The organism is Enterobacter sp. Ag1, assembly GCA_000277545.1.
In the GTDB taxonomy this organism is placed as follows: domain Bacteria; phylum Pseudomonadota; class Gammaproteobacteria; order Enterobacterales; family Enterobacteriaceae; genus Cedecea.
This window is the reverse complement of the sequence record AKXM01000035.1, coordinates 1-23323: the sequence shown is the minus strand read 5'-3', so window position 1 is coordinate 23323 and position 23323 is coordinate 1. Positions and strand designations below refer to the sequence as shown.

Below are 23323 nucleotides of genomic sequence, written 5' to 3'. Positions count from 1 at the left end.
TTCCTTTAGGGAAAAAATAATGGATTTTAGTATAAGCGGCTGACATCTATCATTTTTGCATGGGCGAGTGAATATTCAGCGGGCCTCAGTTTCATTCTTTGCTTAGCTAAATTCATTGCCTGCTGACTGGCGCCAGAAAAATCCTTCGGATTTTGCCCCTCGGAGATACCGCAGCCTTTTTGATAGTGAAAGTTGAATGTTTTGGGGATAACGCCAGAGTAATACTCATTTGAATACTCGGCGCTGCCTCCCTGCGCTTTGATAAAGCTGACAATATCATTCCCTATGTGGCTGCTGGGAGGGGAACACCGAACGTAGCTTTGTTTACCGTCGCCGCCAAAGACCGTTGCTTTAAAGCTGCTCATGCTGATGTTTTTAGCCGCTAAAGCATTCTTAATTTCTCTTAAATTTTGCTGCAGCCCGACTTCTGAATCAAAATGCGCGCAGAGAAGGTAATCATGCTGCTCTGATACGGCATAAAGCCCCAGGCAGGTTTGTATTGCCGGCATGGAAAGATCAAGCCCTTCTTTTTTGAACAGGCCATATTGGCCCTGTAATACGACGACTCTCATATAATCAATTTCCTTATTAGATGAAATATCCGCGCAAAGAATATAGCAATCCAAAAAGAATGACACGTAACCATCAGTGAGACATTTCTGTAAAACGCCAGATGCCGAATCAGAATAATTACAGTGCGATCGGGCGTAAATAACCTGTCCGACCTCAGCTAAAAAATGCCAGCTTCACCGCAAATATCGCCAGGAACAGGCCGGTGGCTTTCCCCAGCAGATAAACCATGCCCGGCCGCGAACGCACTTTCTCTGCAAGCGAAGTCGTCAGGAAGATCATTATCGAACAGTAGATAAAGGTCAGCGCGGCCGCCGTACCCGCCAGAATAGCGAACGTCGGGATCCCCAGGCTACGTGCGGGGTCGATAAACAACGGCAGAAACATCACGTAGAACAGAACGGGTTTGGGGTTCATCAGAGTAATGACCATGCCCTGCAAAAACGGCGTTCTTTTACCGGTCACCGGCGGCGGCGGGGCGCTGGTTTTCGCTTTCATCAGCAGCTGCACACCCATCCACAGCAGGTAAGCGGCACCCAGCCACTTGATGACCTGGAAAACATGCGGCGAGGATTCGAGCAGCGCCGCCACGCCCGCGATAGCCAGCCACAGCAGCACCTGATCACCCAGAATAATCCCCATCAGGCAGAGATAGCCGCTGCGCGCGCCGCCTTTGCTGGCGCTGGTGATCAGGATCAGATTCCCGGGGCCGGGAATGATTAACAGCAGGATGAAAGAGACGACAAAGGTGCCGTAATGAATGATGCCGGGCATGCTCAGGTTTTCCTTAAAGTGCTTAGTTCAGATGATGCATTCTTGCTTTTATGCGCCGTACTGGCTGGCTTTATGATGGGAAGGAAGGCCCGTAGGCGGCAACCGAAAAGCGTGATATGTTTTTCTTATCTATGAAGAATTTCGATTTGTCGAAAGCTGCTCTTTCCAATAACTGACTGAAAATATGGCCGGAATAAAGCTAAATCAGCTGGAAATGCTGATAGCCGTAGTGGAAAACAATGGTTTCAGCGCCGCAGCCGCAGCATTGGGCTGTACGCAGTCGCGCATCAGCCATGCGATTGCCGAACTGGAACAACATCTGAATGTGCGCCTGCTGCATCGCTCGCGCAGCGGCTGCGTGCCGACTGCCGCCTGCACGCAAATCCTCAAAGATGCGAAAAAAATCATGCAGCTGCTGGACGGTATTGAGCAGACAGCGGCGGAAGCGCCGCAGCTTGCCGGGCGCGTGCGGGTGGCCTGCTTCCGCAGCGCGACGGCGAACCTGTTGCCGCCTTACTTTGAGGCGCTGGCCACGGCGCTGCCCGATATTCATCTGGATATTGATGACAGCGCGACGGAATACCATCACCTCAACGACGCGGTGGTGTCCGGGCGGGCGGATATCGGCATTACCATTCAGGGCTACCCGGACTCGCTGCACGGCGTGCCGTACATCAGCGATCCTTACGTACTGATGCTGCCCCGCAGCTTCCGCCTGCGGCAGCCTTTTAGCTGGCAGCAGCTGGAAAACCTGCCGTTTATCCAGCCGAACGCCAACACCTTAAGCCCCGCCGTGGAGCGCTGCCGTGAGATGGGGCTGCGTAATGAGGTGGTGCATAAGCTGGCCAGCGACAGCGGTATAGTCGGGCTGGTGAATCAGGGCCTGGGGTTTTCCATTATGCCGTGGCTGTCGGTGCTGCCGGTGCCGGAGAATATGCGCATTCTGGATTTGCCCCAGCCGCTGCGCCGCCATTTATTCATCGTCACCCGCCCCGAGCTGCGCCATGACAAAGTGATCGCCACGCTGATTAATTTCCTGCGCGATAAGGCGCTGATCCGCACGACCAGCGTCTGGCGCTCGGGCATGCTGGCTTTCGATTACTGACCGGCTTCCAGCCACTGGCTGGTCAGGGACATAGCCTGAGTGTCAAAGTCGATGCGCATCCGCACCCCGAGCGGGAGCGTCAGCATCGGGTGCGTGTGGCAGCAGTCAAAATCAGAGACGAGGGGGATCTCGCGGCCATTCAGCACTTCCCTCAGGATGTGCAGCGGCGTTTTTCCGCTGCCCTGGTCGTCAAACAGCTCGTGTCTGCCGAGCACAATGGCGGCGATGCGGTCGAACACGCCGCACAGTAAAAGATGGGAAAACTCCCTCTCCAGCTCAGCCGCGCTTTGCAGGCTGTCCTCGATAAACAGAATATCTCCCCGGTTGATATCGGGCATGTATTCGCTGCCCCAGATGCCGTAAAGCGTATTCAGGTTGCCGCCAATGACGCGGCCTTCTACCTTGCCTGTGCCCTCGAAGCACCAACTGCCCGGACGCAGAGTTTTCGCCCGGGATTGTGTTTCCCAGTCGAGCATTTCCTCGGTCCACGCTACGGGCTGGCTCAGCGTGTACGGCAGTGCCTGAGGCCGGCTGAGAATATTGAAGAAATAGTCAAACGTGCTGTCGACCAGCGGAGGGAACTCACCCAAAGAAGCCACCACCGCCGGGCCATAAAAGGTAATCAGCCCAGTTCTTTGATAGATGCCCGCCAGGAGCGCGGTTACGTCCGAATAGCCGATGATGATTTTGGGATCTTTCATCAGCTGCGCGTAGTCGATATAAGGCAGCAGCGAGTTGCTGTTTAAGCCGCCGATGGCCGAAATAATGCAGCGCACGTTCGGGTCATGCAAAAGGGCATTAAACTCATCCGCCCGCTCGCGAATGGAGCCAGAACGCCAGTAATCCTTTTTGCCTGTCAGGCTGCCTTCCTGCAGACAGAACCCCTGCGACTCAATAAACGCTTTTGCCCTTTGGTAGCGCTGTGGGGCAAACGCGGTGGCCGCCGATGAGGGGGAAAACACGGCGATCGTGTCCCCCGCCGTTAATGGGCGGGCATAAATCTGCGGCATGGCGACTTCTCCCTGTGGGTCAGTTATCGGCTGGCGGTAGCCGGGAAAACAAACTCAAACTCTTCCTGTTCAAACTCATCGGGCGCTTCCCACAGGCTGCTGGCGACTTCAAAAATCTCGTCCGGCACGACCATCGAGAAGGTTTCGCCTTGTTCGGTATTGCGGCGCTGTACGCGCTCGCGGCGAACGCTTTTGGGCGCGTCGAGGACGTGTACGCAAAACGGAATGCCTTCTTCCTGCAGCTGGCGGAGCAGGGCTAACCTTGGGCCTTGCTGAATTAGGCCCAGCTCCAGCGCAATGCTGTTGGTGGCAAGCACCGTGTGGGCATAGCTCAGGATAAGCGTAATCAGCCGGTCTTTGCGTTCCACATACCAGGGCACAAAATTTCCGGCCGGACGGTCGGGGCTGTAGAGCCGCACGAACCACTCGTCCAGCGCGATGTGGGTAAACCCGTCGGTTTTGGCCAGGGCTTTAGCGTAGGTCGATTTACCCGCACCAACCGGGCCTTCAATAAAGTGTATTTGGTTCATCGGATAAGCTTTTTGTAGGAGGAATTATCAGGCGCGTTTTGTCGCGTACTTAACGATAGTAGCGCGAGAAATGGCTTTTAAATAGCTACCTTATTTGTTGTTTTTATAAGATATAACCATATTTTTTAAGAGGTTACTGGCTGGCAATTCCTGGCATAATTTTGAAATTTGTGAAGGATTTTTCTGCAATTCCCCTCTCTCTGCCAGGGAGAGGGGAAAAACAGAAGCGACGCTGTGGCTGAGTGAAACGTTGGACGAAAAGCGAGGCATGATTCTCAGTGGGAGAAGTTAAAAACCAACCAGCTACAGCGTTACAAGTCCACTTGCCGCCGCTTTCTGTGCCGCATCGCTAATGGGCTGATAATCATCCCGGTGCGTCACGCTAAAATCTTTTATCAGTAACGCCTCCCTTACTTCTTGCCACTCAGGCTCGCTCACCAGCCGTTTCAACGCGCGGCGCAGCTGCGCCAGTTCCACGGCTGAAGTTTGCGCCGAGGTGATCATCGGTAAACCCGGTGCCAGCGCCGTTGTGCCGATAGAAACCAGGCCCGCAACGCGTTCCGGTTCGTGATGAGCAACCAGCGCGAGAGTGACTGCATCAATGGCGGCAATATCGCTCGTGCCGGCCTGCACCTCCGCCAGCGACTGGCGGTGGCTGCCGCTAAAGGCGATGTCTGAGAAGAACTTCCCGTCTTTTTGCAGCGGGGCAACCAGGCTGCGAAAGCCGTGATAGCCGGACTGGGAATCGTCGCTGTTGCAGACGACGCGCTTGCCCCGGAAATCTGCCAGCGTTTTTCCCGCGTCAGCTTCACGCACAATCAGCTGGCTGCTGTAGTGAAACCCTTCGCAGCCTGCCGCCTGATAATGAAACGTACCGACGACCTGCACCTTAGGCAGCAGGGCGCGCAGGGGATAACCGCAGGTCTGGCTGAGCAGCAGCCGCGAGTCTTGCCAGTGGCTCAGGCGATCTTCGGGTTCGCTATAAATCAAACTGTCGCCGTCCAGCCCTTCTTCGCTCAGTAGCAGGCGCAAGGTGGCTAACAGCGCTTCGGTATCCGGGTGATGCACGTCGTACATCGGCAGCGAGATAAGCTTACTCATGGGCTTTCTCCTGCGGCACCACGTCCTGCGCCAGGCGGCCGTCCGGGAAGAACGGGTTAATTTCCACCTGGATCGGCTTAATCAGATGCTCGCGCATCAGCTCGCCGTAACCGTTCACAAAGAAGCCCTGGTTCCGCTGCAGGTATTCCTCTTTATAGGCACGGTAAACGGTTGGCAGCCCGTACCACGGAATGCCGGGGAGATCGTGGTGCACTGAGTGATAGTTCAGATTCAAGAACAGCAGACGCCAGAACATGCCTGCTTCGTTAATCACCGTCCGGGCCTCGGGATCTTCCGCCGCGCGGTGTTCGAAGAAAGAGCGGACTTTGGTCATCGCCAGCATCGGCCAGGTAACGACCAGCAGGTAGTAAACCACCGAGAAATCATGCTTCACCAGCCAGCCGAGCACCGGGATAAGCAGCAGCAGATGTACCGTCCACATCGCCATCGCCGGGCGATTGCCGCCGCGGAAAGTTTCCCAGATATTGATCGCCGTCCAGCGCATGGTCAGCACCGGCGTCAGCAGCAGCCTACCTGGGAAGGTGTTACGCAGGCGCACCAGCAAGCGCTGAACGCCGCTAAAATGCTGCCAGCGGCGGCGGGTAAAGTAGTAACTTTCCGGGTCAGTTTCCGGCACGGTCAGATCTTCATCCTGGTGATGTTTCAGATGCAGATCGCGATAAGTGCCGTACGGATACCAGATAGAAAAAGGGATCAGCCCGAACAGCTGATTCAGGCGCGGGAAGCGCGTCGGGTGGCCGTGCAAAAGCTCATGCTGCAGCGACATATACCAGGTGGCTAACCAGATGAGCAGCAGCGTTGCCGGGAAGAGGCCAATGGTTTTCCACCACGCCACGGTGGCAAACCAGCCGCCGTAAATCGTGATAATCAGCAGCCAGGTGGGCAGTTCCGTGCGCCACAGCCACGAACGCCGCAGTTTACTGACAAATTCCCGTTGTTCTTCATGTAAATAGACCGACGCTCTGCCACTCATTTAACTTATCACTGCCCGCAATTAATCGTTGATTTGAGCAGAGAGTAAATCGTCGCCGCTAAAGCCCATAGGAATATAAATAGCTATGCTTAGAACATAAAATGCTTAAACAGAAAGAGAGAATAAAGGCAGAGGTGCGTAGCGGCATAACGACAGAAAAGGGCGGCTTTTGGTCGCCCTTCAGGCTTTACATTGACTCAATGCCAACCCGCTGGCCGTAGGAGAGTTCCAGCGTGTTACCGTCTGGATCGGCAAAGAACACGAAGTAACCCACCGGGTCGCCAAGCTGCTCTGGTTCTCTGCGCAGCACACCTTCGGCTCTCGCCATTTCCGTCTTGCGATCAATTTCTTCTTTGGTTGCGCAGGCCACGCCCAGGTGACCAAAATTCCCCAGCGGCGTGTCGGTGTTGTTGTCTGCCTGCACCAGAACCAGCGCAAAAGGCCGGGTGCGATCGCTGAGCCAGGCCACCTTGCGTGCGTCCGGCAGGTTGGGTTCGCGCTGGTGAATCACTTTCATTGCGGTATAGCGTAGGTAGAAATCGACGCTTTTATCCAGATCCTTCACCATAAATGCGACGTGGGTAAAGCCGACATCAATCTGTTCCATAGTCTGCCCATTCAGCTGTTTTTGATGGCGTGACTTTACAACCTCAAGTTAACTTCAGGTCAAGGCGAGGGGCCAGCAAACGGGGCGCTTGAGCATTTTTGAACAAGTGGTAGGAAATTAAAAGAGCGCGAGGGGGAACCGACGGACTAACGGTTAGCGCTGTCCACCTGCTGGCTGCTTTGTTGGGTTTCTGCTTTTTTATCCTGATGGTGGTACCAGGCTCCGATGGAGGAATAAATAAAGCGACCAAAAAAGAACAGAAAACTGATGAGCAGAATAATGCGGGTCATGCGATTATTAAAACGGTTTCGTCTTTGCATAGTCGTAACCTGTGTCACGCAGGGGTCCTTAAGATTGGCCCGGCGATGCGGGCGACGGGGCTATTTAGTCACACAGAACCACTCAGGTCAATTATTCATCATGTAAAAACGGCCTGAATGAATGATTCATGGGCATTTCATTCATGAGGTGAATTTGTTGTGAACTAATATGAATCATATTCAGTCTGAATTTTACCTCAGCGGTGATTCATTGAACTGATACTGATATGCATCAATTATTCTTAATGTTGGCGAACTAAAATTTGTCCCCCGCAGTGACGGAAGATGGGCCGTAACGAACCGGAAAGGATATCCGGAAGATACCCGAAGAGGAACAGGGATTTTGGCGAAGATGTATGCAACTGGCTAGCTGGTATAAACAATCAAAAAGTAAATGGTGGGCACTGCCCCTGATTCTCCCCAGCCTGCTGCTGCCGCTGGTGGCAACGTTTAACGCGCAGACGGTACTGGATGGCGGGCGAGTTTTCCTGCTTTACATGTCGCTCCCGCTGCTAACCGCCTGCATCGTACTGTTCGGGCGCGCGGCTATTCCGGGCATTGTTCTGGCATTGCTGATTCGCTATCTGCCCTCAGAAGGCGTGTGGATTTCGTTGCTGGCCGTCCTGCACTTTATCGTGCCGATTACGGTCAGTTCGTGCTGCTATCGCTATTTTGTGTCGCGACGCAGCGCGGTGACCTTCGGCCTGACTCAGCTCACCGCTCAGCGTATGTTTTGGCTGGTGCTGGTTAACGCCGGGCTATTTCTGGTGTTCTACGAGATAGCGTTATTTTTAGGCTGGTACGATCGCAGTTTTTCTATTCTGTCCGCCACGCCGTGGAGCGCCAGGACATTAATTAATTTCCAGGCCGTGCTGGTGGGGGGATTAACCGGGCTGCCGTTCTTCTATTTTATTTTAAGAATGATAGTGCACCCGCGCTTTATCAAAAGCTTCTGGTCCCGCATGCGGGGACAGCGGCAGAAGGGCGTGACGCGAAGTGAAATGCTGCTCTGGGCCACGCTCATTGGCCTGCTTATTTGGCTGCTGCTGTACCCGATTAGCCAAAACAAAACTATTTTTAATACCGATTACACGCTGACGCTTATTCTGCCCGTTATGCTGTGGGGGGCGATGCGTTTCGGCTTCTTGTTTATTACCAACGCCTGGACCGTGGTACTGATTATTCTCTGCGGCGGGTTCCATAATTACCTGCCGCCGGATATGGGCTTTCAGCTGCATTTGGCGATTGCGTCGTCCTGCTATGCGGTGTTTTCCATCACCATCTATTTAATGGCGGCGGTGACCACCCGACAGCGCTTCTTGCACTATAAAGCACGCCGCGTGGCGTTCATCGACCCGATGATGCAGATGCCGAATCTACGCGCGTTATCTCGCGACCTCGGGAACACGCCCTGGTCCGCGCTGGGATTTTTGTCGATTCCCGAGCTGGAGCTGCTGGGGCGAAACTACGGCGTTTTGCTGCGCATTCAATACAAACAGCAGCTGGCGGAGTATTTGCGCGGCCAGCTGTCGCCCGGCGAGAGGGTGTACAACCTTTCCGGGCACGATCTCGCCCTGCGCCTTAATTATGAATCTCATCAGGCTAAAATTGAGTCTCTGTACGCCCATGCCCGACGGTTCCGCTTTATGTGGGACGGGATGCCGCTGCAGCCGCAAATCGGCATCAGCTATTGCTTTGTGCGCCACCCGGTGTCCCATCTCTACTTATTGCTCGGCGAGTTAAGCACCATGGCCGGGGTATCGCTCTCTACGCAACAGCCCGAAAGCCTGCAGCAAAAAGGCTCCAATCACATTCAGAATGCGGTCAAACGCAAAGTTGAAATGATGAACCGCCTCCAGCATGCGCTCGATCAGGACCTGTTTGTGCTGATGGCGCAGCGTATTGAAGGGTTACGGGGTGACGCCTACTACGAGGTGTTGTTGCGGATGCGCGACGATAAAGGCGAACTGCTGTCACCGGATATCTTTTTGCCCGTCGCCCATGAATTTGGGCTTTCATCCCGCATTGACCGCTGGGTGCTGAATGCCGCCCTGCAGTTTATGGATAAGCACCGCGACAGTTTGCCGGGCTGCAGGCTCGCCATTAACCTGACGCCCGCTTCGGTGTGTCAGGCCCAGCTTCCGGGGGATGTGCAGCATTTGCTGGCGAAGTACCGTATTGAGCCGTGGCAGCTGGTTTTTGAAGTGACAGAAAGTCACTCTTTAACCAACCTTGAACAGGCCAATGTAACGTTGAAGATGCTGCAGCGCATGGGTTGCCGGGTGGCCATCGACGACTTTGGCACAGGCTATGCCAGCTATGCGCGTCTGAAAGAGCTGAGCGCCGACATCCTTAAAATTGACGGCAGCTTTATCCGCAATATTTTAACCAGCAGCCTGGATTACCAGGTGGTGAGCTCGATATGCCAGCTGGCAAGAATGAAGAAGATGCAGGTTGTGGCGGAATATGTCGAAACGCAGGCGCTAAAAGATGCCGTCCGGGCGATGGGCATGGATTATGTGCAGGGATATTTGATTGGTCGCCCTCAGCCGCTGGAGAGCCTTGCAGAAGAACAAAGCCCCTCTGCGCCGGAAGACGCAAAGGGGCTGATGGAGTAAATCAGGCGGAGAGCGCCGCTTCGGCCTCTTCTTCGATGGTCAGCTTCCAGCCGGTCATGCTTTCCCAATACAGCTGTTCGCGCTCCAAATCCAGCTGAACCAGCGTGTTCTGGCTGAACCAGTCGTGCGGGAAGCGCAGCGTCCAGTGGTTGTCGTCGGTTTCCAGCACCAGCGTCGGCGGGGTGGTTGTCGCCTGGCGCTGGTTATTCAGCAGCGTGGCCAGACGAATCAGCTGAATCAGCGGCAGGAACTGTTTCTTTTTAAACAGGGTGAAGCGCGGCAGATCGTCCAGCTTAATGGCCTTGCGGTGGTAGCGCACCAGGGAAGCCATCAGTACCTGCTGCTCCTGGTTGAAGCCCGGCAGGTTGCTGTTTTGCAGAATGTAGGCAGAGTGGCGGTGCATCCCGCTGTGGTTGATGCCCAGCCCGACTTCATGCAGCATCGCAGCCCACTTCAGCAGCGCGGCCATCTGCGGGTTAGCCAGCTTGTGGTTCTGTTTTTCCCACTGCTGGTACAGCAGTTCAACGGTTTCCAGTACCCGACGAGCCTGATCGCTGTCGATGTGGTACTGCTCCGCCAGGCTTTGCGCGGTGCGAATGCGAATATCCTGATGGCGGAAGCGGCCTTCCATTTCGTACAGCACGCCTTCGCGCAGCGCACCGTCAGACAGGCGCAGCTCGCGGATGGCGAGCGCATCAAACACGCCGCACAGAATGGCCAGCCCAGGCACAAACACCGCTTTACGCTCTTCGGACAGGCCCGGCAGGCTCAGGGCGTCGAAGGTTTTAAACTTCAGCACTTCCTGCTGGAGCATGTCCAGGCGTTCCGGGGTGATCATCCCGTCTTTTTCGCCCATCTCGATCAGCACTTCATGCGCCGCTTTAATGGAGCCAGAGGCGCCCATCGCGACTTTCCAGCCCTGCAGGCGATATTGCCAGGCAAGGGTTTCCAGTTTTTGGATAGCCGCCATGCGGGCGCGCTTGAAGTTTTCCGGGCTGATGACGCCGCCAGGGAAGAAGTTTTGTGCGAAGCTGACGCAGCCCATACGGCGACTTTCCACCAGCATTGGCTCAAAATCTTCGCCGATCACCAGCTCGGTGGAGCCCCCGCCGATATCAATCACCAGCTTGCGGCCTTTCTCCGGCTGAGTGTGTTCCACGCCCATAAAAATCAGACGGGCTTCTTCGTTCCCGGGAATGATTTCGATCGGGTAGGGGATCACTTTCTCCGCGCGTTTCAGAAACTCAGCGGCATTGGTGGCCTCGCGAAGCGAGTGGGTGCCCACAATGCACACGTTGTCTGCTGCAAATCCCTGCAGGCGTTCGGCAAACAGCGCCAGGCAGGAGAGCCCACGCTCCATGGCCTCCTCGCTTAATTTGTTATCGGGCCCGAGGCCATCCGCGAGGTGCACGCGCTGCTTCAGGCGGCCAATGATTTGCATGGCGCCATCCACCACACGGGCAATGACCATGTGGAAGCTGTTCGAGCCGAGGTCGACCGCAGCAAATTCCTGCGGCCGTGGAGCATGGTTTGATATCGGCATAATTTTATCTTCGCCTGAGAGCGTTAGTCAGGTTGTTCCAGAGTTTTAATATAATCGTAGATCGCCAGCTGCGAACGCACTTTCCGGCGGTTGCCGCGCGGCACATAGCGATTACTCAGTTCTTTTTCGATGATGCGCGCTTTCACCGTGTCGTTCAGCTGGATATCAATGATATCGAGCATACGCTGCTTCAGGCGCGGATCGAGGACCGGGACGGCCACTTCAATGCGGTAGTCGATGTTACGGGTCATCCAGTCGGCTGACGAGAGGAAGACTTTTTTATCGCCACCGTTTTCAAAAATATAGACCCGGTCGTGCTCGAGGTAGCGGTCAACGATACTCTGCACGCGGATATTATCGCTGATCCCGTCGAGTTCTGGAATCAGCGAACACATGCCGCGTATTAGCAGGTTCACCTTCACGCCCGCGCTGGAGGCCGCATAAAGTCTGTCCACCAGGCCTTTGTCTACCAGGTTATTCAGCTTCAGCGTGATCCCGGCAGGCTGCCCGTTCTGGGCATTTTTGATTTCGCGATCGACCAAATCGTACAGCAGGCGACGCGAGTTCTGCGGCGACACCAGCAGATAGTCGAAGGTCACCGGGCGGTACGGATTTTCGATAAAGTTGAACACGCGACGCACTTCGTTGGTGATGCGAGCATCGGCGGTTAACAGGGAATAGTCCGTGTAGAGACGGGCGGTTTTCTCGTTAAAGTTACCGGTCCCAATATGCGCATAACGCACAATCTCTTCGCCTTCCATGCGGGAAATAAGGAACAGCTTGGCGTGAATTTTCAGCCCCGGCGCGGAGAAGATAACGTGCACGCCCGCCTCGGTAAGGCGCTTCGCCCAGTGGATATTCGCTTCTTCGTCAAAACGTGCCTGCAGCTCGACCACCACGGTGACTTTCTTGCCGTTATGGGCGGCGTGGATCATGGCGTCAATAATGCGTGAGTCTTTCGCCACGCGGTAGATATTGATTTTAATCGCCAGCACGTTTGGATCGAAGGAGGCCTGGCGCAGCAGCTCAAGAACGTGTTCGAAGGTGTGGTACGGGTAGTAAAGCAGGACGTCACGCTCGCGGATGGCGTCGAACCCGTTACGGAATTTATCGAACCAGATATGGCGCAGGCGCGGCAGCGGCTTGTTCACCAGGTTAGCTTTCCCGACGTTCGGGAAGCCAATAAAGTCTTTAAAGTTGTGGTAGCGTCCGCCGGGAATGATCGAGTCGTAGTTGGAAATGGTCAGCTTGTCGCGCAGCATCTCCACCATCGCATCCGGCATATCGCGCTGATAAACAAAGCGCACCGGCTCGGCGGTCAGACGCTGTTTCAGGCTGGAGGACATCAGTTCCAGCAGGCTGGATTCCATTTCGGTAACCAGGTCGTACTCGGCGTCACGCGTCATCTTCATTGAATAGGCGTTGAGCGCGTCGTAATCGAAGAATCCTTTGAAGATCTCGTCCAGGCAGTAGCGCAGGATGTTATCCAGCAGGATCATCGGCTTGCGGCGACGTGGTGCTTCCGGCGGCAGGTTCACAAACCGCGGCACTTTGTCCGACGGGATCTCCAGCAGCGCGTAGCGAATGCTGTCCCCACGAATGATTTCGACCGCCAGGTAGGTGTAATCGTCCTTCAGGAACTGCACCAGGTCGGTATCGCGGTTGATCAAAATCGGCGTGATGTGCGGGCGAAGCTGATGCTTGAAGTAGCTGCGCAGCCAGCTTTGCTGATTTTCGGAAAGCTGACGTTCGTTAATCAGGAAGATTTGGTTGCGGGCCATCTCCAGCAGCAGCTCGTTATACAGGCTGTCAAATTCCTGATCGGCCTTCAGCACCCGAGCCTGAATCTTGTTCAGCAGGTGGCGCTGGTTGGAAGGAGAACCCTGTTCTTCACTGATTAAAATGCGGCGCTTCAGTTCGGCGAAACGCACTTTATAGAATTCATCGAGGTTATTGGAATAGATGCCGAGAAAACGCATCCTTTCAATCAACGGGTTGAGCTTGTCCGCCGCTTCCTGCAGAACGCGTTCGTTAAAAGACAACCAGCTCAGTTCTTTTTCGATATACAGCTTATCCTGACCCATTAGTCCTCACACTCCGTTTTCGTGGACGTGGCAATGCCGTCACCGTCACGTCAGTTATTATGGCGAGCTTTAGCGGAGAATGTCCAACTATGCAGATGAAACTCTCTCATCTGACCATGACAACTTTATGAGAGACAGACACAAAAAAAGGGCCTAAGCCCTTTTTAGTTAAATTATTCTGCTGCATGTCCCTGCGGGGGCAGCTGCACGCCATCAAGCCAGGCGGCGTTTTGGCGCATTTTTAGTCGATCGTCGAGGAACCAGCTGACGACCAGCGGGTAAATCGCGTGTTCCTGGTGCTGAACGCGGGCGGTGATTTCGTCCTCATCATCCCCTTCAAATACCGGCACTTTGGCCTGCAAAATGACCGGGCCGCCGTCCAGTTCGTCAGTGACAAAATGCACGGAAGTGCCGTGCTCTTCATCGCCGTTTTCCAGCACCTGGCGGTGGGTATGCAGACCGGGATATTTCGGCAGCAGGGAAGGGTGAATGTTGAGTAAACGACCGCTGTAGCGCGCCACAAAGGCCGGGCTGAGAATGCGCATATAACCCGCCAGCACCACGACGTCCGGCGCGTAGGCGTCAATCTCCTGCATCAGCTGGCGATCGAACGCCTCCCGGCTGGCAAACTCGCTTGCCGTCAGCGCGTGGGTCGGGATCCCGGCTTCGCGGGCTCGCTCAAGGCCGAACGCGTCGGCCTTATTGCTGAACACCGCGCTGATGGTGCCGTTAATCTTCCTCTGCTGGCAGGCGTCAATGATCGCCTGCAGATTGCTTCCGTTACCGGAAATCAGCACCACAATGTGTTTCATTACTCAATAACCACGCGCTCTTCGGAATCAGATGCCTTGATGATACCGATTTTCCACGCCTTTTCACCTTTGGCCTGCATCAGCGCAACGGCTTTATCCGCTTCTGCCGCCGGCAGCGCAATGACCATGCCTACGCCGCAGTTAAAGGTGCGGTACATTTCGTGGCGGCTGATGTTGCCGGCCTGCTGCAGCCAGTTGAAGACGGCTGGCCACTGCCAGGAAGATTCGGTGATAACGGCCTGGGTGTTGTCCGGCAGTACGCGCGGAATGTTTTCCCAGAAGCCGCCGCCGGTCAGGTGGGCGATGGCGTGAACATCCACGTTTTCAATCAGCTCAAGGATATTTTTCACGTAAATGCGGGTTGGCTCGAGCAGGTGATCCGCCAGAGGTTTCCCTGCCAGTTCGGTGGTCAGCGGGTCGGTGCCGCTCACTTCCAGCACTTTGCGCACCAGCGAGTAGCCGTTGGAGTGCGGGCCGCTTGAACCCAGCGCAATCAGGACATCGCCATCGGCAACTTTAGACCCGTCGATGATTTCAGACTTCTCAACTACGCCTACGCAGAACCCGGCCACGTCGTAGTCTTCCCCGTGGTACATGCCTGGCATCTCAGCGGTTTCACCGCCAACCAGCGAGCAGCCTGACTGCAGGCAGCCTTCGGCGATGCCGGTGATAACGCTGGCGGCAGTATCCACGTCCAGCTTGCCGGTGGCGTAGTAGTCGAGGAAGAACAGCGGCTCGGCACCCTGAACCACCAGGTCGTTCACGCACATGGCGACCAGGTCAATGCCGATCGCGTCGTGGCGTTTTAAATCCATGGCCAGACGCAGCTTGGTCCCCACACCGTCGGTGCCGGAAACCAGAATCGGTTCGCGATATTTCTGAGGCAACGCGCACAGCGCACCGAAACCGCCCAGGCCACCCATCACTTCCGGGCGGCGGGTTTTTTTCACTACGCCTTTAATTCTGTCGACCAGAGCGTTACCAGCATCAATATCTACACCGGCATCTTTATAGCTGAGAGAGGTTTTATCGGTCACTGCTCGTTCCCCACGGGTGGTATATATAAGAAAAACGCGGCAATTCTAACAGTGGAGGCAAACGTTTGCGAGCCTCTTGTCATCGGCAAGAAAAGAATTCCTGAGATAGACTCAATCCAGTCCGGTTGATCTCGATCATTCCATTAGCTGTAGCGCAGCGGCAAAAAAGCGGTATAATCCGGCGATTTTTTTTGTGGTAGCCAACTATCTCGGGGGAGAAAGAGTATGAAGATCGTGGAAGTGAAACACCCACTCGTCAAACACAAGCTGGGCCTGATGCGCGAGCAAGACATCAGCACCAAGCGCTTTCGTGAACTCGCCTCTGAAGTAGGCAGCCTGCTTACTTATGAAGCCACTGCGGACCTGGAAACCGAGAAAGTCACCATCGAAGGCTGGAACGGCCCGGTGGAAGTCGACCAGATCAAAGGCAAAAAAATTACCGTTGTGCCAATTCTGCGTGCTGGCCTTGGCATGATGGAAGGCGTTCTGGAAAACGTACCAAGCGCGCGTATCAGCGTCGTTGGCGTTTACCGCGATGAAGAAACCCTGCAGCCGGTGCCTTACTTCCAGAAGCTGGTTTCTAATATAGAAGAACGTATGGCGCTGGTGGTTGACCCGATGCTGGCGACCGGCGGTTCTATGATTGCCACCATCGACCTGCTGAAAAAAGCGGGTTGTACCAGCATTAAGGTACTGGTGCTGGTTGCCGCGCCGGAAGGCATCGCCGCGCTGGAAAAAGCGCACCCGGACGTGGAGTTGTACACCGCTTCTATCGATCAGGGCCTCAACGAGCACGGGTACATTATTCCTGGCCTCGGTGATGCGGGCGATAAGATATTCGGAACAAAATAAGATTCATCAGCCGACTTTGAAAGTCGGCTTTTTTTTGATTGCAGCAAACACCGTTCGTTAAAAATAACACTTAGAGGAAAACAACATGACCCGCCGCGCCATTGGGGTAAGTGAACGCCCGCCCTTACTGCAAACGATTCCGTTGAGCCTGCAGCATCTGTTCGCCATGTTCGGCGCAACCGTGCTGGTGCCGATCCTGTTCCACATCAACCCGGCTACGGTGCTGCTGTTTAACGGCATTGGCACCTTGCTTTATCTGTTCATCTGTAAAGGCAAAATCCCGGCGTATCTGGGGTCCAGCTTCGCGTTTATCTCTCCGGTATTGCTGCTGCTGCCGCTGGGGTATGAAGTAGCCCTCGGCGGATTTATCATGTGCGGCGTGCTGTTCTGCATCGTGGCGCTGATTGTGAAAAAAGCCGGTACCGGCTGGCTGGACGTGATGTTCCCTCCGGCGGCGATGGGTGCGATTGTTGCGGTTATTGGTCTTGAGCTGGCGGGCGTGGCGGCTAACATGGCCGGACTGTTGCCTGCGGATGGCGCATCCCCGGATTCCACCACCATTATTATCTCGCTGGTGACGCTGGCGGTCACGGTGTTTGGTTCCGTGCTGTTCCGTGGTTTTATGGCCATTATCCCGATTCTCATCGGCGTGCTGGCGGGTTACGCGCTCTCCTTCGCCATGGGCGTGGTAGACGTGACGCCCATCCGCGAAGCGCACTGGTTCGCGCTGCCAACCTTCTATACGCCTCGCTTTGAATGGTTCGCTATCTTCACCATTCTGCCTGCGGCGCTGGTGGTTATTGCCGAACACGTGGGCCACCTTGTGGTTACCGCGAATATTGTGAAAAAAGACCTGATTCGCGACCCGGGCCTGCACCGTTCGATGTTTGCCAACGGCATTTCAACCGTGTTCTCCGGCTTCTTCGGCTCCACGCCAAACACCACCTACGGTGAGAACATCGGCGTCATGGCGATCACCCGCGTGTACTCGACCTGGGTTATCGGCGGTGCGGCAATTATCGCCATTCTGCTTTCCTGTGTCGGCAAACTGGCGGCGGCGATTCAAATCATTCCGGTGCCGGTGATGGGCGGTGTTTCTCTGTTGCTGTACGGAGTGATCGGCGCCTCCGGTATTCGCGTGCTGATCGAATCCAAAGTGGATTACAGCAAAGCGCAAAACCTGATCCTGACCTCCGTGATCCTGATCATCGGGGTGAGCGGGGCGAAGGTGCACATTGGTGCGGCAGAGCTGAAAGGCATGGCGCTGGCGACCATCGTCGGCGTGGGTCTGAGTCTTATTTTCAAACTTATCAGCATACTGCGCCCGGAAGAAGTCGTGCTTGACGCGAAAGACAACGACGCGCAGGCCTGATCGTTTCCTCGCCGGGCGGATCCTCGCCCGGTTCTAAACCTCAGCCATTCTGTGTTAGACTCGTTTCGATTTTCTGCCTGTTATGGTTGAGGTACTTCTGAATACGCCGGCACAGCTCTCACTGCCACTCTATCTTCCCGACGACGAAACCTTTGCGAGTTTCTGGCCGGGTGACAACCCTTCTTTATTAGCCGCCCTGCAGGCGGTACTCCGTCAGGATCACAGCGGGTACATCTATTTCTGGTCGCGTGAAGGCGGCGGGCGCAGCCATTTGCTGCATGCGGCCTGCGCAGAGCTTTCCCAGCGCGGTGAAGCCGTGGGCTATGTGCCGCTGGATAAGCGCACCTGGTTTGTGCCGGAAGTGCTCGACGGGATGGAACAGCTGTCGCTGGTTTGCATCGACAATATCGAATGCGTGGCCGGGGATGAGCCGTGGGAAATGGCGATCTTCAATCTTTATAATCGCATTCTGGAATCCGGGAAAACGCGCCTGCTGATCACAGGTGACAGGCCGCCTCGCCAGCTCAATCTGCAGTTGCCTGACCTGGCTTCCCGCCTCGATTGGGGGCAAATCTACAAGCTGCAGCCGCTTTCCGATGACGACAAGCTGCAGGCGCTGCAGCTGCGCTCCCGGTTGCGGGGGTTTGAGCTGCCGGAAGACGTGGGGCGTTTCCTGTTAAAACGCCTCGATCGCGAAATGCGAACCCTGTTTATGACGCTCGATCAGCTCGATCACGCCTCGATTACCGCCCAGCGCAAACTCACTATTCCGTTCGTCAAAGAGATCCTCAGCCTGTAGTTTTCCCCGTCCGCCGACGGGGAGTGTCGCGTTATACCTGGCGTAATCTTTCTGCCGCAGCGTCCAGCGTCGCTTCCTGCTTAGCAAAGCACAGGCGAATCAGCTTGTGCGGGAAAGCATCCGCGCAGAACACAGACAGCGGAATTGCCGCCACACCTACTTCTTTGGTCAGCCACTGGCAGAAACTCACGTCGTCGAGATCGGAGATTCCGCTGTAGTCGGCCAGCAGGAAGTAAGTCCCTTCGCAGGGCAGAATTTCAAACCGGCTGTCCGCCAGCGCTTCAACAAAGCGGTCGCGGCGCGCGCGGTAGAATTCCGGCAGTTCACGATAATGTTCCGGTTCGGCACGCAGCATGTCGGCAATCGCAAGCTGCGCCGGGGTATTCACCGCGAACGTCAGGTACTGGTGAACTTTACGCAGCTCCGCACTGATGGCCGCCGGTGCCACGCAGTAGCCCACTTTCCAGCCCGTCATATGGAACGTTTTGCCGAAAGAGGACACAGAGATAGCGCGCTCGCGCAGCTGCGGGTGGGCCAGCACGCTGGCGTGGCCTTCTTCGTCGAAGCAGATATGCTCGTACACTTCGTCGCTCAGCACGTAGACTTCGTGCTGCGCAATGGCCTGCCACAGAGCGGCAAAATCACTTTTGCGCCAGACGGTAGCGGAGGGGTTGTGCGGCGTGTTAAGAATGACGAGGCGAGTTTTGTCGCTCAGCAGGGCAGCAAATTCTTGCCAGTCGACGCGGAAGTGCGGCGGCTGGAGAGCAATACGTTTCAGAATGCCGCCGGAAAGCGTCACGGCTGGGGCATAGCTGTCATAGCTTGGGTCAAAGCAAATCACTTCATCGCCCGGACGAACCAGCACGGTGATGGCGGCATAAAGCGCTTCGGTGGCGCCAGCGGTGACCGTAATATCAGTATTGGCATCCGGCTTATGGCCGTACAGCGCTTCGGTTTTCTCGGCGATGGCTTCGCGCAGGGCTGGAACGCCGGTCATCGGTGCATACTGGTTTGCGCCCTGGCTGACGTGAAACGCCAGGCGTTCCTGCAGGTAGCGCGGGCCGTCAAAATCCGGGAAGCCCTGGGAAAGGTTAATCGCATTGTGCTGCTGCGCGAGGGCGCTCATTTGCGTGAAAATAGTGGTGCCGAGCGCCGGCAGTTTGCTTTCTGGAATCAAAGGGGAGTGGCTCATTATTCTTCGACCTTAACGTAATGCGTGTGTTTCCCTGTGTTGCCGGGACTATAACACGATGTTAAGATTTAGCAATCAAGACGCTTAGACGTCTAAATAATAATGACCTCAGTTGCCAACATAACGCAGCGTTAACGGCTGGAGAGATGATGATTCGCGCCATTGTTACCGATATTGAAGGCACCACCAGCGACATTCGCTTTGTGCACAACATCCTGTTCCCGTATGCCCGCGAACGCCTCGCGGGTTTTGTTCGCGAGCAGCAAAATGAAATAGCCCCAATACTCAACGACCTGCGGGCGGAAATTAATGAACCGCAGGCGGATATTGAACGGCTGATTGAGACGTTGTTTAGCTTCATGGATGTAGATCGTAAATCTACCGTGCTAAAAGCGCTGCAGGGTCTTATCTGGCGGGATGGCTACGTGAATGGAGACTTCACCGGCCATCTCTATGATGACGTTCTGCCCGCGCTCAAGGCCTGGAAACAGCAGGGCATTGCCCTGTATGTCTATTCATCCGGCTCGGTGGCGGCGCAGAAGCTGCTTTTTGGCTACAGCGACGCCGGGAATATTACTGAGTTGTTCAGCGGCTATTTTGATACCCACGTGGGGGCCAAGCGTGAAGCGCAGTCCTATCGCAACATCGCGGCGGAGATCGGCGTGGCACCTGAGTCGCTGCTGTTCTTGTCAGATATTCACCAGGAGCTGGATGCCGCACGGGAAGCCGGTTGGCAAACCGTGCAGCTTATTCGCGGCGAGGCGGATGACGTCAGCCGCCATCGCCAGGTAAACCGTTTCGACCACATTAATCTGGAGTCGTTTTCTTCATGAGCGCATTGACCATTTTTACCGATACCGAAGCAAAGGAGCCGGTATGGCACAGCACGGACGCGCAAGAAATTCGCGAGCAGTTGAACGCCAAAGACGTGCGTTTTGAACGCTGGGAAGCGAACCAGGATTTAGGCAACGACCCAACGCCGGAAACGGTGATCCACGCTTATCAGCATGCTATCGACAAGCTGGTGGCGGAGAAGGGCTATCAGAGTTGGGATGTGATCAGCCTGCGGGCGGACAACCCGCAGAAAGACGTGCTGCGGACTAAATTCCTGTCTGAACATACCCACGGCGAAGATGAAGTACGTTTCTTCGTCGAAGGCGCGGGGCTGTTCTGCCTGCATCTGGACGACAAGGTGTATCAGATCCTCTGCGAGAAGAACGACCTGATTTCCGTCCCGGCGGGAACACCGCACTGGTTTGATATGGGGTCCGAGCCGCATTTCACCGCGATTCGTATTTTTGATAACCCGGAAGGCTGGGTGGCGCACTTTACCGGCGATGCGATTGCGGATGCTTATCCACGCTTGCCGTAGGCTGTGATTGACCCTCTCCTGGTAAAGGAGAGGGGGAAAATTGTGAATCTGTAGTGCGTTCTATTCCTTCTCCCCTTTGGGGAGAAGGTCAGAATGAGGGGCATTATTTCTTCGGTAAAAATACCCCATCCCGAACCTGTTCCGGCGTCACCACGCCCGTATCCAAAATCCAGCCGCTAATCAACTCTGCAGGGGTAACGTCAAACGCCGGGTTATACACGCTTGCGTTGTCTGGCGCCCACTGCACGCTGCCAAAGCTGCCCGCCACGCCGGTCACTTCACTGGCGGCACGTTGCTCAATCGGAATGGCTTCGCCGTTCGGACAGTTTCTGTCGAGCGTGGTATGAGGCGCGGCAACGTAGAATGGAATGCCGTGGTAATGCGCCAGCACGGCCAGGCTGTAGGTGCCGATCTTATTGGCCACGTCACCGTTCGCGGCGATGCGGTCCGCGCCCACCCAGATGGCGTCCACCTGCTTTTTCGCCATCAGGCTGGCGGCCATGGAATCGCAAATCAGCTGGTAAGGAATGCCCAGTTCACCCAGTTCCCAAGCCGTCAGCCTGCCGCCCTGCAGCAGCGGGCGGGTTTCGTCCACCCAAACGCTGGCGACGTTCCCTTCGTTAAATGCCCGCTGAATAACGCCCAGCGCGGTGCCGACGCCTGCGGTAGCCAGCCCGCCGGTATTGCAGTGGGTCAGCAGGCGGCTACCGGGTTTAACCAGCGCCGCGCCCGCCTGGGCGATGTTATCGCACAGCACTTTATCTTCCGCCACCAGCCGCAGCGCCTCTTCTTCGAGTGCAGCCACAACATTTTCCTGAGCCAGCGCCTGCTTCATGCGGTCGAGGTTATTCATCAGGTTTACCGCCGTCGGGCGGGACGCCCGCAGGGTTTCCAGGGCTTCAGCGAGCTGAGCTTTTGTCAGCCCTTGCTCCGCCAACAGCGCCAGCAGCAGGCTGGCGGAAAGGCCGATGAGCGGCGCGCCGCGTACGCTGAGGGCATGAATATGCGCGACCAGCTGTGACACGGTGTGCGCCGGGAGCCAGTTTTTCTGCTGCGGCAGCGCCTGCTGATCAAGGATCCAAAGCTGGTTATCACGCACTTCCAGGCTGGTGGTTTTTAAATTATGCATTCGTGTTAATTCCATGTTGCGTTGTTGCGGTATATTGTGCCAACATGACTTCCAGATGTATAGACGTCCAAACGTCTTAATTGACTTTATTTTCTGAGAGGATCGCCATGTCGCAATACCGCACTTTTACCGCCGCTGACGCAGTGGCCTATGCTCAACAGTTTGGCGGGCTGCAGACGCCGTCTGAGCTGGTGGAGGCGCAGGAAGTGGGCGACGGCAACCTCAATCTGGTGTTTAAAATCTTTGATACTCAGGGCGTCAGCCGGACTATCGTGAAGCAGGCGCTGCCGTATGTGCGCTGCGTGGGCGAGTCCTGGCCGCTGACGCTGGATCGCGCTCGCCTTGAGGCGCAAACCCTGGTGGAGCACTACCAGCACAGCCCGGAACACACGGTCAACGTGGTGCATTACGACCCAGAGTTGGCGGTGATGGTGATGGAAGATCTCTCCAGCCATCGCATCTGGCGCGGCGAGTTGGTGAAGGGTGTTTATTATCCTCAGGCGGCCAGCCAGCTTGGTGAGTATCTGGCAAAAGCGCTGTTCCACACGTCAGATTTTTATCTGCATCCGCACGATAAGAAGGCGCTGGTTGCCCGCTTTATCAACCCGGAAATGTGCGAAATCACCGAAGATCTGTTCTTTAACGATCCGTATCAGATCCACGAGCGAAATAACTACCCGGCCGCGCTGGAACAACAGGTTGCCGCGCTGCGAAGCGACAGCGACCTAAAGTTGGCCGTGGCGTTGCTGAAGCATAAATTCTTTTCCAGCGCGGAAGCGCTGCTGCACGGCGATATCCACAGCGGGTCGATTTTCGTTGCGGAAGGTAGCCTGAAAGCGATCGACGCTGAATTTGGTTACGTGGGCCCGGCCGGGTTTGATCTTGGGACCGCCATCGGCAACCTGCTGCTGAACTACTGCGCGCTGCCGGGGCATTTTGGTCCACGGGATGCAGCCAGCCAGCGTGAACAGCGCCTGAAGGATATTCAGGAACTGTGGCTGAGCTTCTCAGAGCGCTTTACGGCGCTTGCCCGCGAGAAAACACGCGACTCGGCGCTGGCAACGGAAGGCTACGTTGAGCACTACCTACAAAAAGTGTGGGTTGATGCGGTAGGCTTCTGCGGCACCGAACTGATTCGCCGCTCGGTTGGTTTGTCGCACGTTGCCGATCTGGAAAGTATTGAGGATGAGGCGGCGCGCCTGGCCTGCGTCAGCCACGCTATTGAGCTGGGCAAGTTTTTGATTCTGATCGCCGGGCAGGTGAATTCGGTGGATGAGTTTATTGCGAGGGTTCGGCAGAAGGGGTGAGTTTCTCTGCCTCAAAATTTATTTCAACCGTTAATCTCTTCTATGAGGGTCTGGCGAAAGATTCCGTTCACTTCCAGCCCTGTTTCATATGTCATCACAGAGTCAGTGAACGTCTCAGGGGAATCACCGTCATTCCCCTGAGAACCCGGACTCCCGGCCAAATAAATCGACCGCGTGAGCGGCAGACCTCCGTTT

General features: G+C 55.6%; 22 protein-coding genes. 8 read left to right on the top strand and 14 right to left on the bottom strand.

What is annotated here, in order from left to right; translation table 11 throughout:
• Nucleotides 1-26 precede the first annotated feature (26 nt).
• Together A936_RS15250 and A936_RS15245 are read right to left on the bottom strand one after the other, a co-directional pair.
• A complete protein-coding gene (locus tag A936_RS15250; protein ID WP_008459393.1) occupies nt 27-572 on the bottom strand; it encodes a hypothetical protein in 546 nt (181 codons plus the stop codon).
• Between the two features lie 154 nt (nt 573-726).
• Complete coding sequence (locus A936_RS15245; RefSeq protein ID WP_008459389.1) at nt 727-1344, bottom strand: LysE family transporter; 618 nt, start codon at nt 1342-1344, stop codon at nt 727-729.
• Nucleotides 1345-1528: 184 nt separating this feature from the next.
• Between A936_RS15245 and A936_RS15240 the strand changes: the two genes are divergently transcribed.
• Nucleotides 1529-2449 carry a LysR family transcriptional regulator gene (locus tag A936_RS15240; protein WP_008459387.1) on the top strand — a complete coding sequence of 307 codons (921 nt, stop codon included), beginning with the start codon at nt 1529-1531 and terminating at the stop codon, nt 2447-2449.
• Here the strand turns inward: A936_RS15240 and A936_RS15235 are convergent.
• The 6 genes from A936_RS15235 to A936_RS22900 form a co-directional block, all read right to left on the bottom strand.
• Complete coding sequence (locus tag A936_RS15235; protein ID WP_008459384.1) at nt 2443-3459, bottom strand: S66 family peptidase; 1017 nt, start codon at nt 3457-3459, stop codon at nt 2443-2445. The genes A936_RS15240 and A936_RS15235 overlap by 7 nt on opposite strands.
• Before the next feature lie 23 nt (nt 3460-3482).
• Complete coding sequence (locus A936_RS15230; RefSeq protein ID WP_008459382.1) at nt 3483-3989, bottom strand: P-loop nucleotide/nucleoside kinase family protein; 507 nt, start codon at nt 3987-3989, stop codon at nt 3483-3485.
• A 303-nt stretch (nt 3990-4292) separates the two neighbouring features.
• Nucleotides 4293-5090 (bottom strand): phosphate/phosphite/phosphonate ABC transporter substrate-binding protein, encoded by a 798-nt coding sequence (locus A936_RS15225; protein WP_008459381.1) that lies wholly within the window; start codon nt 5088-5090, stop codon nt 4293-4295.
• Complete coding sequence (locus tag A936_RS15220) at nt 5083-6084, bottom strand: fatty acid desaturase (protein ID WP_008459379.1); 1002 nt, start codon at nt 6082-6084, stop codon at nt 5083-5085. The genes A936_RS15225 and A936_RS15220 overlap by 8 nt, the downstream gene beginning before the upstream one ends.
• Nucleotides 6085-6271: 187 nt before the next feature.
• A complete protein-coding gene (locus A936_RS15215) occupies nt 6272-6691 on the bottom strand; it encodes a VOC family protein (RefSeq protein ID WP_008459377.1) in 420 nt (139 codons plus the stop codon).
• A gap of 146 nt (nt 6692-6837) precedes the next feature.
• The gene (locus tag A936_RS22900) at nt 6838-7011 is read right to left on the bottom strand and encodes a YfgG family protein (protein WP_034809523.1); all 174 of its coding nucleotides are present in this window, start codon (nt 7009-7011) and stop codon (nt 6838-6840) included.
• A gap of 356 nt (nt 7012-7367) precedes the next feature.
• Here A936_RS22900 and A936_RS15205 point away from each other — a divergent pair, with 356 nt between their 5' ends.
• Complete coding sequence (locus A936_RS15205; RefSeq protein ID WP_008459375.1) at nt 7368-9629, top strand: EAL domain-containing protein; 2262 nt, start codon at nt 7368-7370, stop codon at nt 9627-9629.
• Between the two features lies 1 nt (nt 9630).
• On the opposite strand, the gene ppx is transcribed toward A936_RS15205, so the two are convergent.
• The 4 genes from ppx to purM form a co-directional block, all read right to left on the bottom strand.
• A complete protein-coding gene (gene ppx / locus A936_RS15200; RefSeq protein WP_008459374.1) occupies nt 9631-11172 on the bottom strand; it encodes an exopolyphosphatase in 1542 nt (513 codons plus the stop codon).
• Between the two features lie 23 nt (nt 11173-11195).
• Nucleotides 11196-13256 carry a polyphosphate kinase 1 gene (gene ppk1 / locus A936_RS15195; protein WP_008459372.1) on the bottom strand — a complete coding sequence of 687 codons (2061 nt, stop codon included), beginning with the start codon at nt 13254-13256 and terminating at the stop codon, nt 11196-11198.
• Between the two features lie 173 nt (nt 13257-13429).
• Nucleotides 13430-14068: a phosphoribosylglycinamide formyltransferase gene (gene purN / locus A936_RS15190; RefSeq protein WP_008459370.1), complete on the bottom strand. Its 639-nt coding sequence runs from the start codon at nt 14066-14068 to the stop codon at nt 13430-13432.
• Complete coding sequence (gene purM / locus A936_RS15185) at nt 14068-15105, bottom strand: phosphoribosylformylglycinamidine cyclo-ligase (protein WP_008459368.1); 1038 nt, start codon at nt 15103-15105, stop codon at nt 14068-14070. Before purM ends, purN begins: the two co-directional genes overlap by 1 nt.
• Before the next feature lie 225 nt (nt 15106-15330).
• Here purM and upp point away from each other — a divergent pair, with 225 nt between their 5' ends.
• From upp to A936_RS15170, 3 genes are all read left to right on the top strand, one after another.
• Complete coding sequence (gene upp, locus A936_RS15180) at nt 15331-15957, top strand: uracil phosphoribosyltransferase (RefSeq protein ID WP_008459367.1); 627 nt, start codon at nt 15331-15333, stop codon at nt 15955-15957.
• Nucleotides 15958-16042: 85 nt separating this feature from the next.
• On the top strand, nt 16043-17329 hold the full coding sequence (gene uraA / locus A936_RS15175) for a uracil permease (RefSeq protein ID WP_008459365.1): 1287 nt from the start codon (nt 16043-16045) through the stop codon (nt 17327-17329).
• Between the two features lie 97 nt (nt 17330-17426).
• Nucleotides 17427-18128: a DnaA inactivator Hda gene (locus A936_RS15170; RefSeq protein WP_213715630.1), complete on the top strand. Its 702-nt coding sequence runs from the start codon at nt 17427-17429 to the stop codon at nt 18126-18128.
• A 31-nt stretch (nt 18129-18159) separates the two neighbouring features.
• Here A936_RS15170 and A936_RS15165 read toward each other — a convergent pair whose 3' ends face one another.
• On the bottom strand, nt 18160-19320 hold the full coding sequence (locus tag A936_RS15165; RefSeq protein ID WP_008459360.1) for a pyridoxal phosphate-dependent aminotransferase: 1161 nt from the start codon (nt 19318-19320) through the stop codon (nt 18160-18162).
• 149 nt (nt 19321-19469) lie between these two features.
• Here A936_RS15165 and mtnC point away from each other — a divergent pair, with 149 nt between their 5' ends.
• Together mtnC and A936_RS15155 are read left to right on the top strand one after the other, a co-directional pair.
• Complete coding sequence (gene mtnC / locus A936_RS15160) at nt 19470-20153, top strand: acireductone synthase (protein ID WP_008459359.1); 684 nt, start codon at nt 19470-19472, stop codon at nt 20151-20153.
• Nucleotides 20150-20692, top strand: coding sequence for a 1,2-dihydroxy-3-keto-5-methylthiopentene dioxygenase (locus A936_RS15155; protein WP_008459357.1), 543 nt, complete (start codon nt 20150-20152; stop codon nt 20690-20692). Before mtnC ends, A936_RS15155 begins: the two co-directional genes overlap by 4 nt.
• A gap of 103 nt (nt 20693-20795) precedes the next feature.
• Here the strand turns inward: A936_RS15155 and mtnA are convergent, their stop codons facing one another.
• Nucleotides 20796-21821, bottom strand: coding sequence for an S-methyl-5-thioribose-1-phosphate isomerase (gene mtnA, locus A936_RS15150; RefSeq protein ID WP_008459356.1), 1026 nt, complete (start codon nt 21819-21821; stop codon nt 20796-20798).
• Nucleotides 21822-21928: 107 nt separating this feature from the next.
• On the opposite strand from mtnA, the gene mtnK reads away from it, so the two are divergent.
• Entirely contained in the window at nt 21929-23128 is a 1200-nt protein-coding gene (gene mtnK / locus A936_RS15145) for an S-methyl-5-thioribose kinase (protein WP_008459354.1), read from the top strand.
• Nucleotides 23129-23323 lie beyond the last annotated feature (195 nt).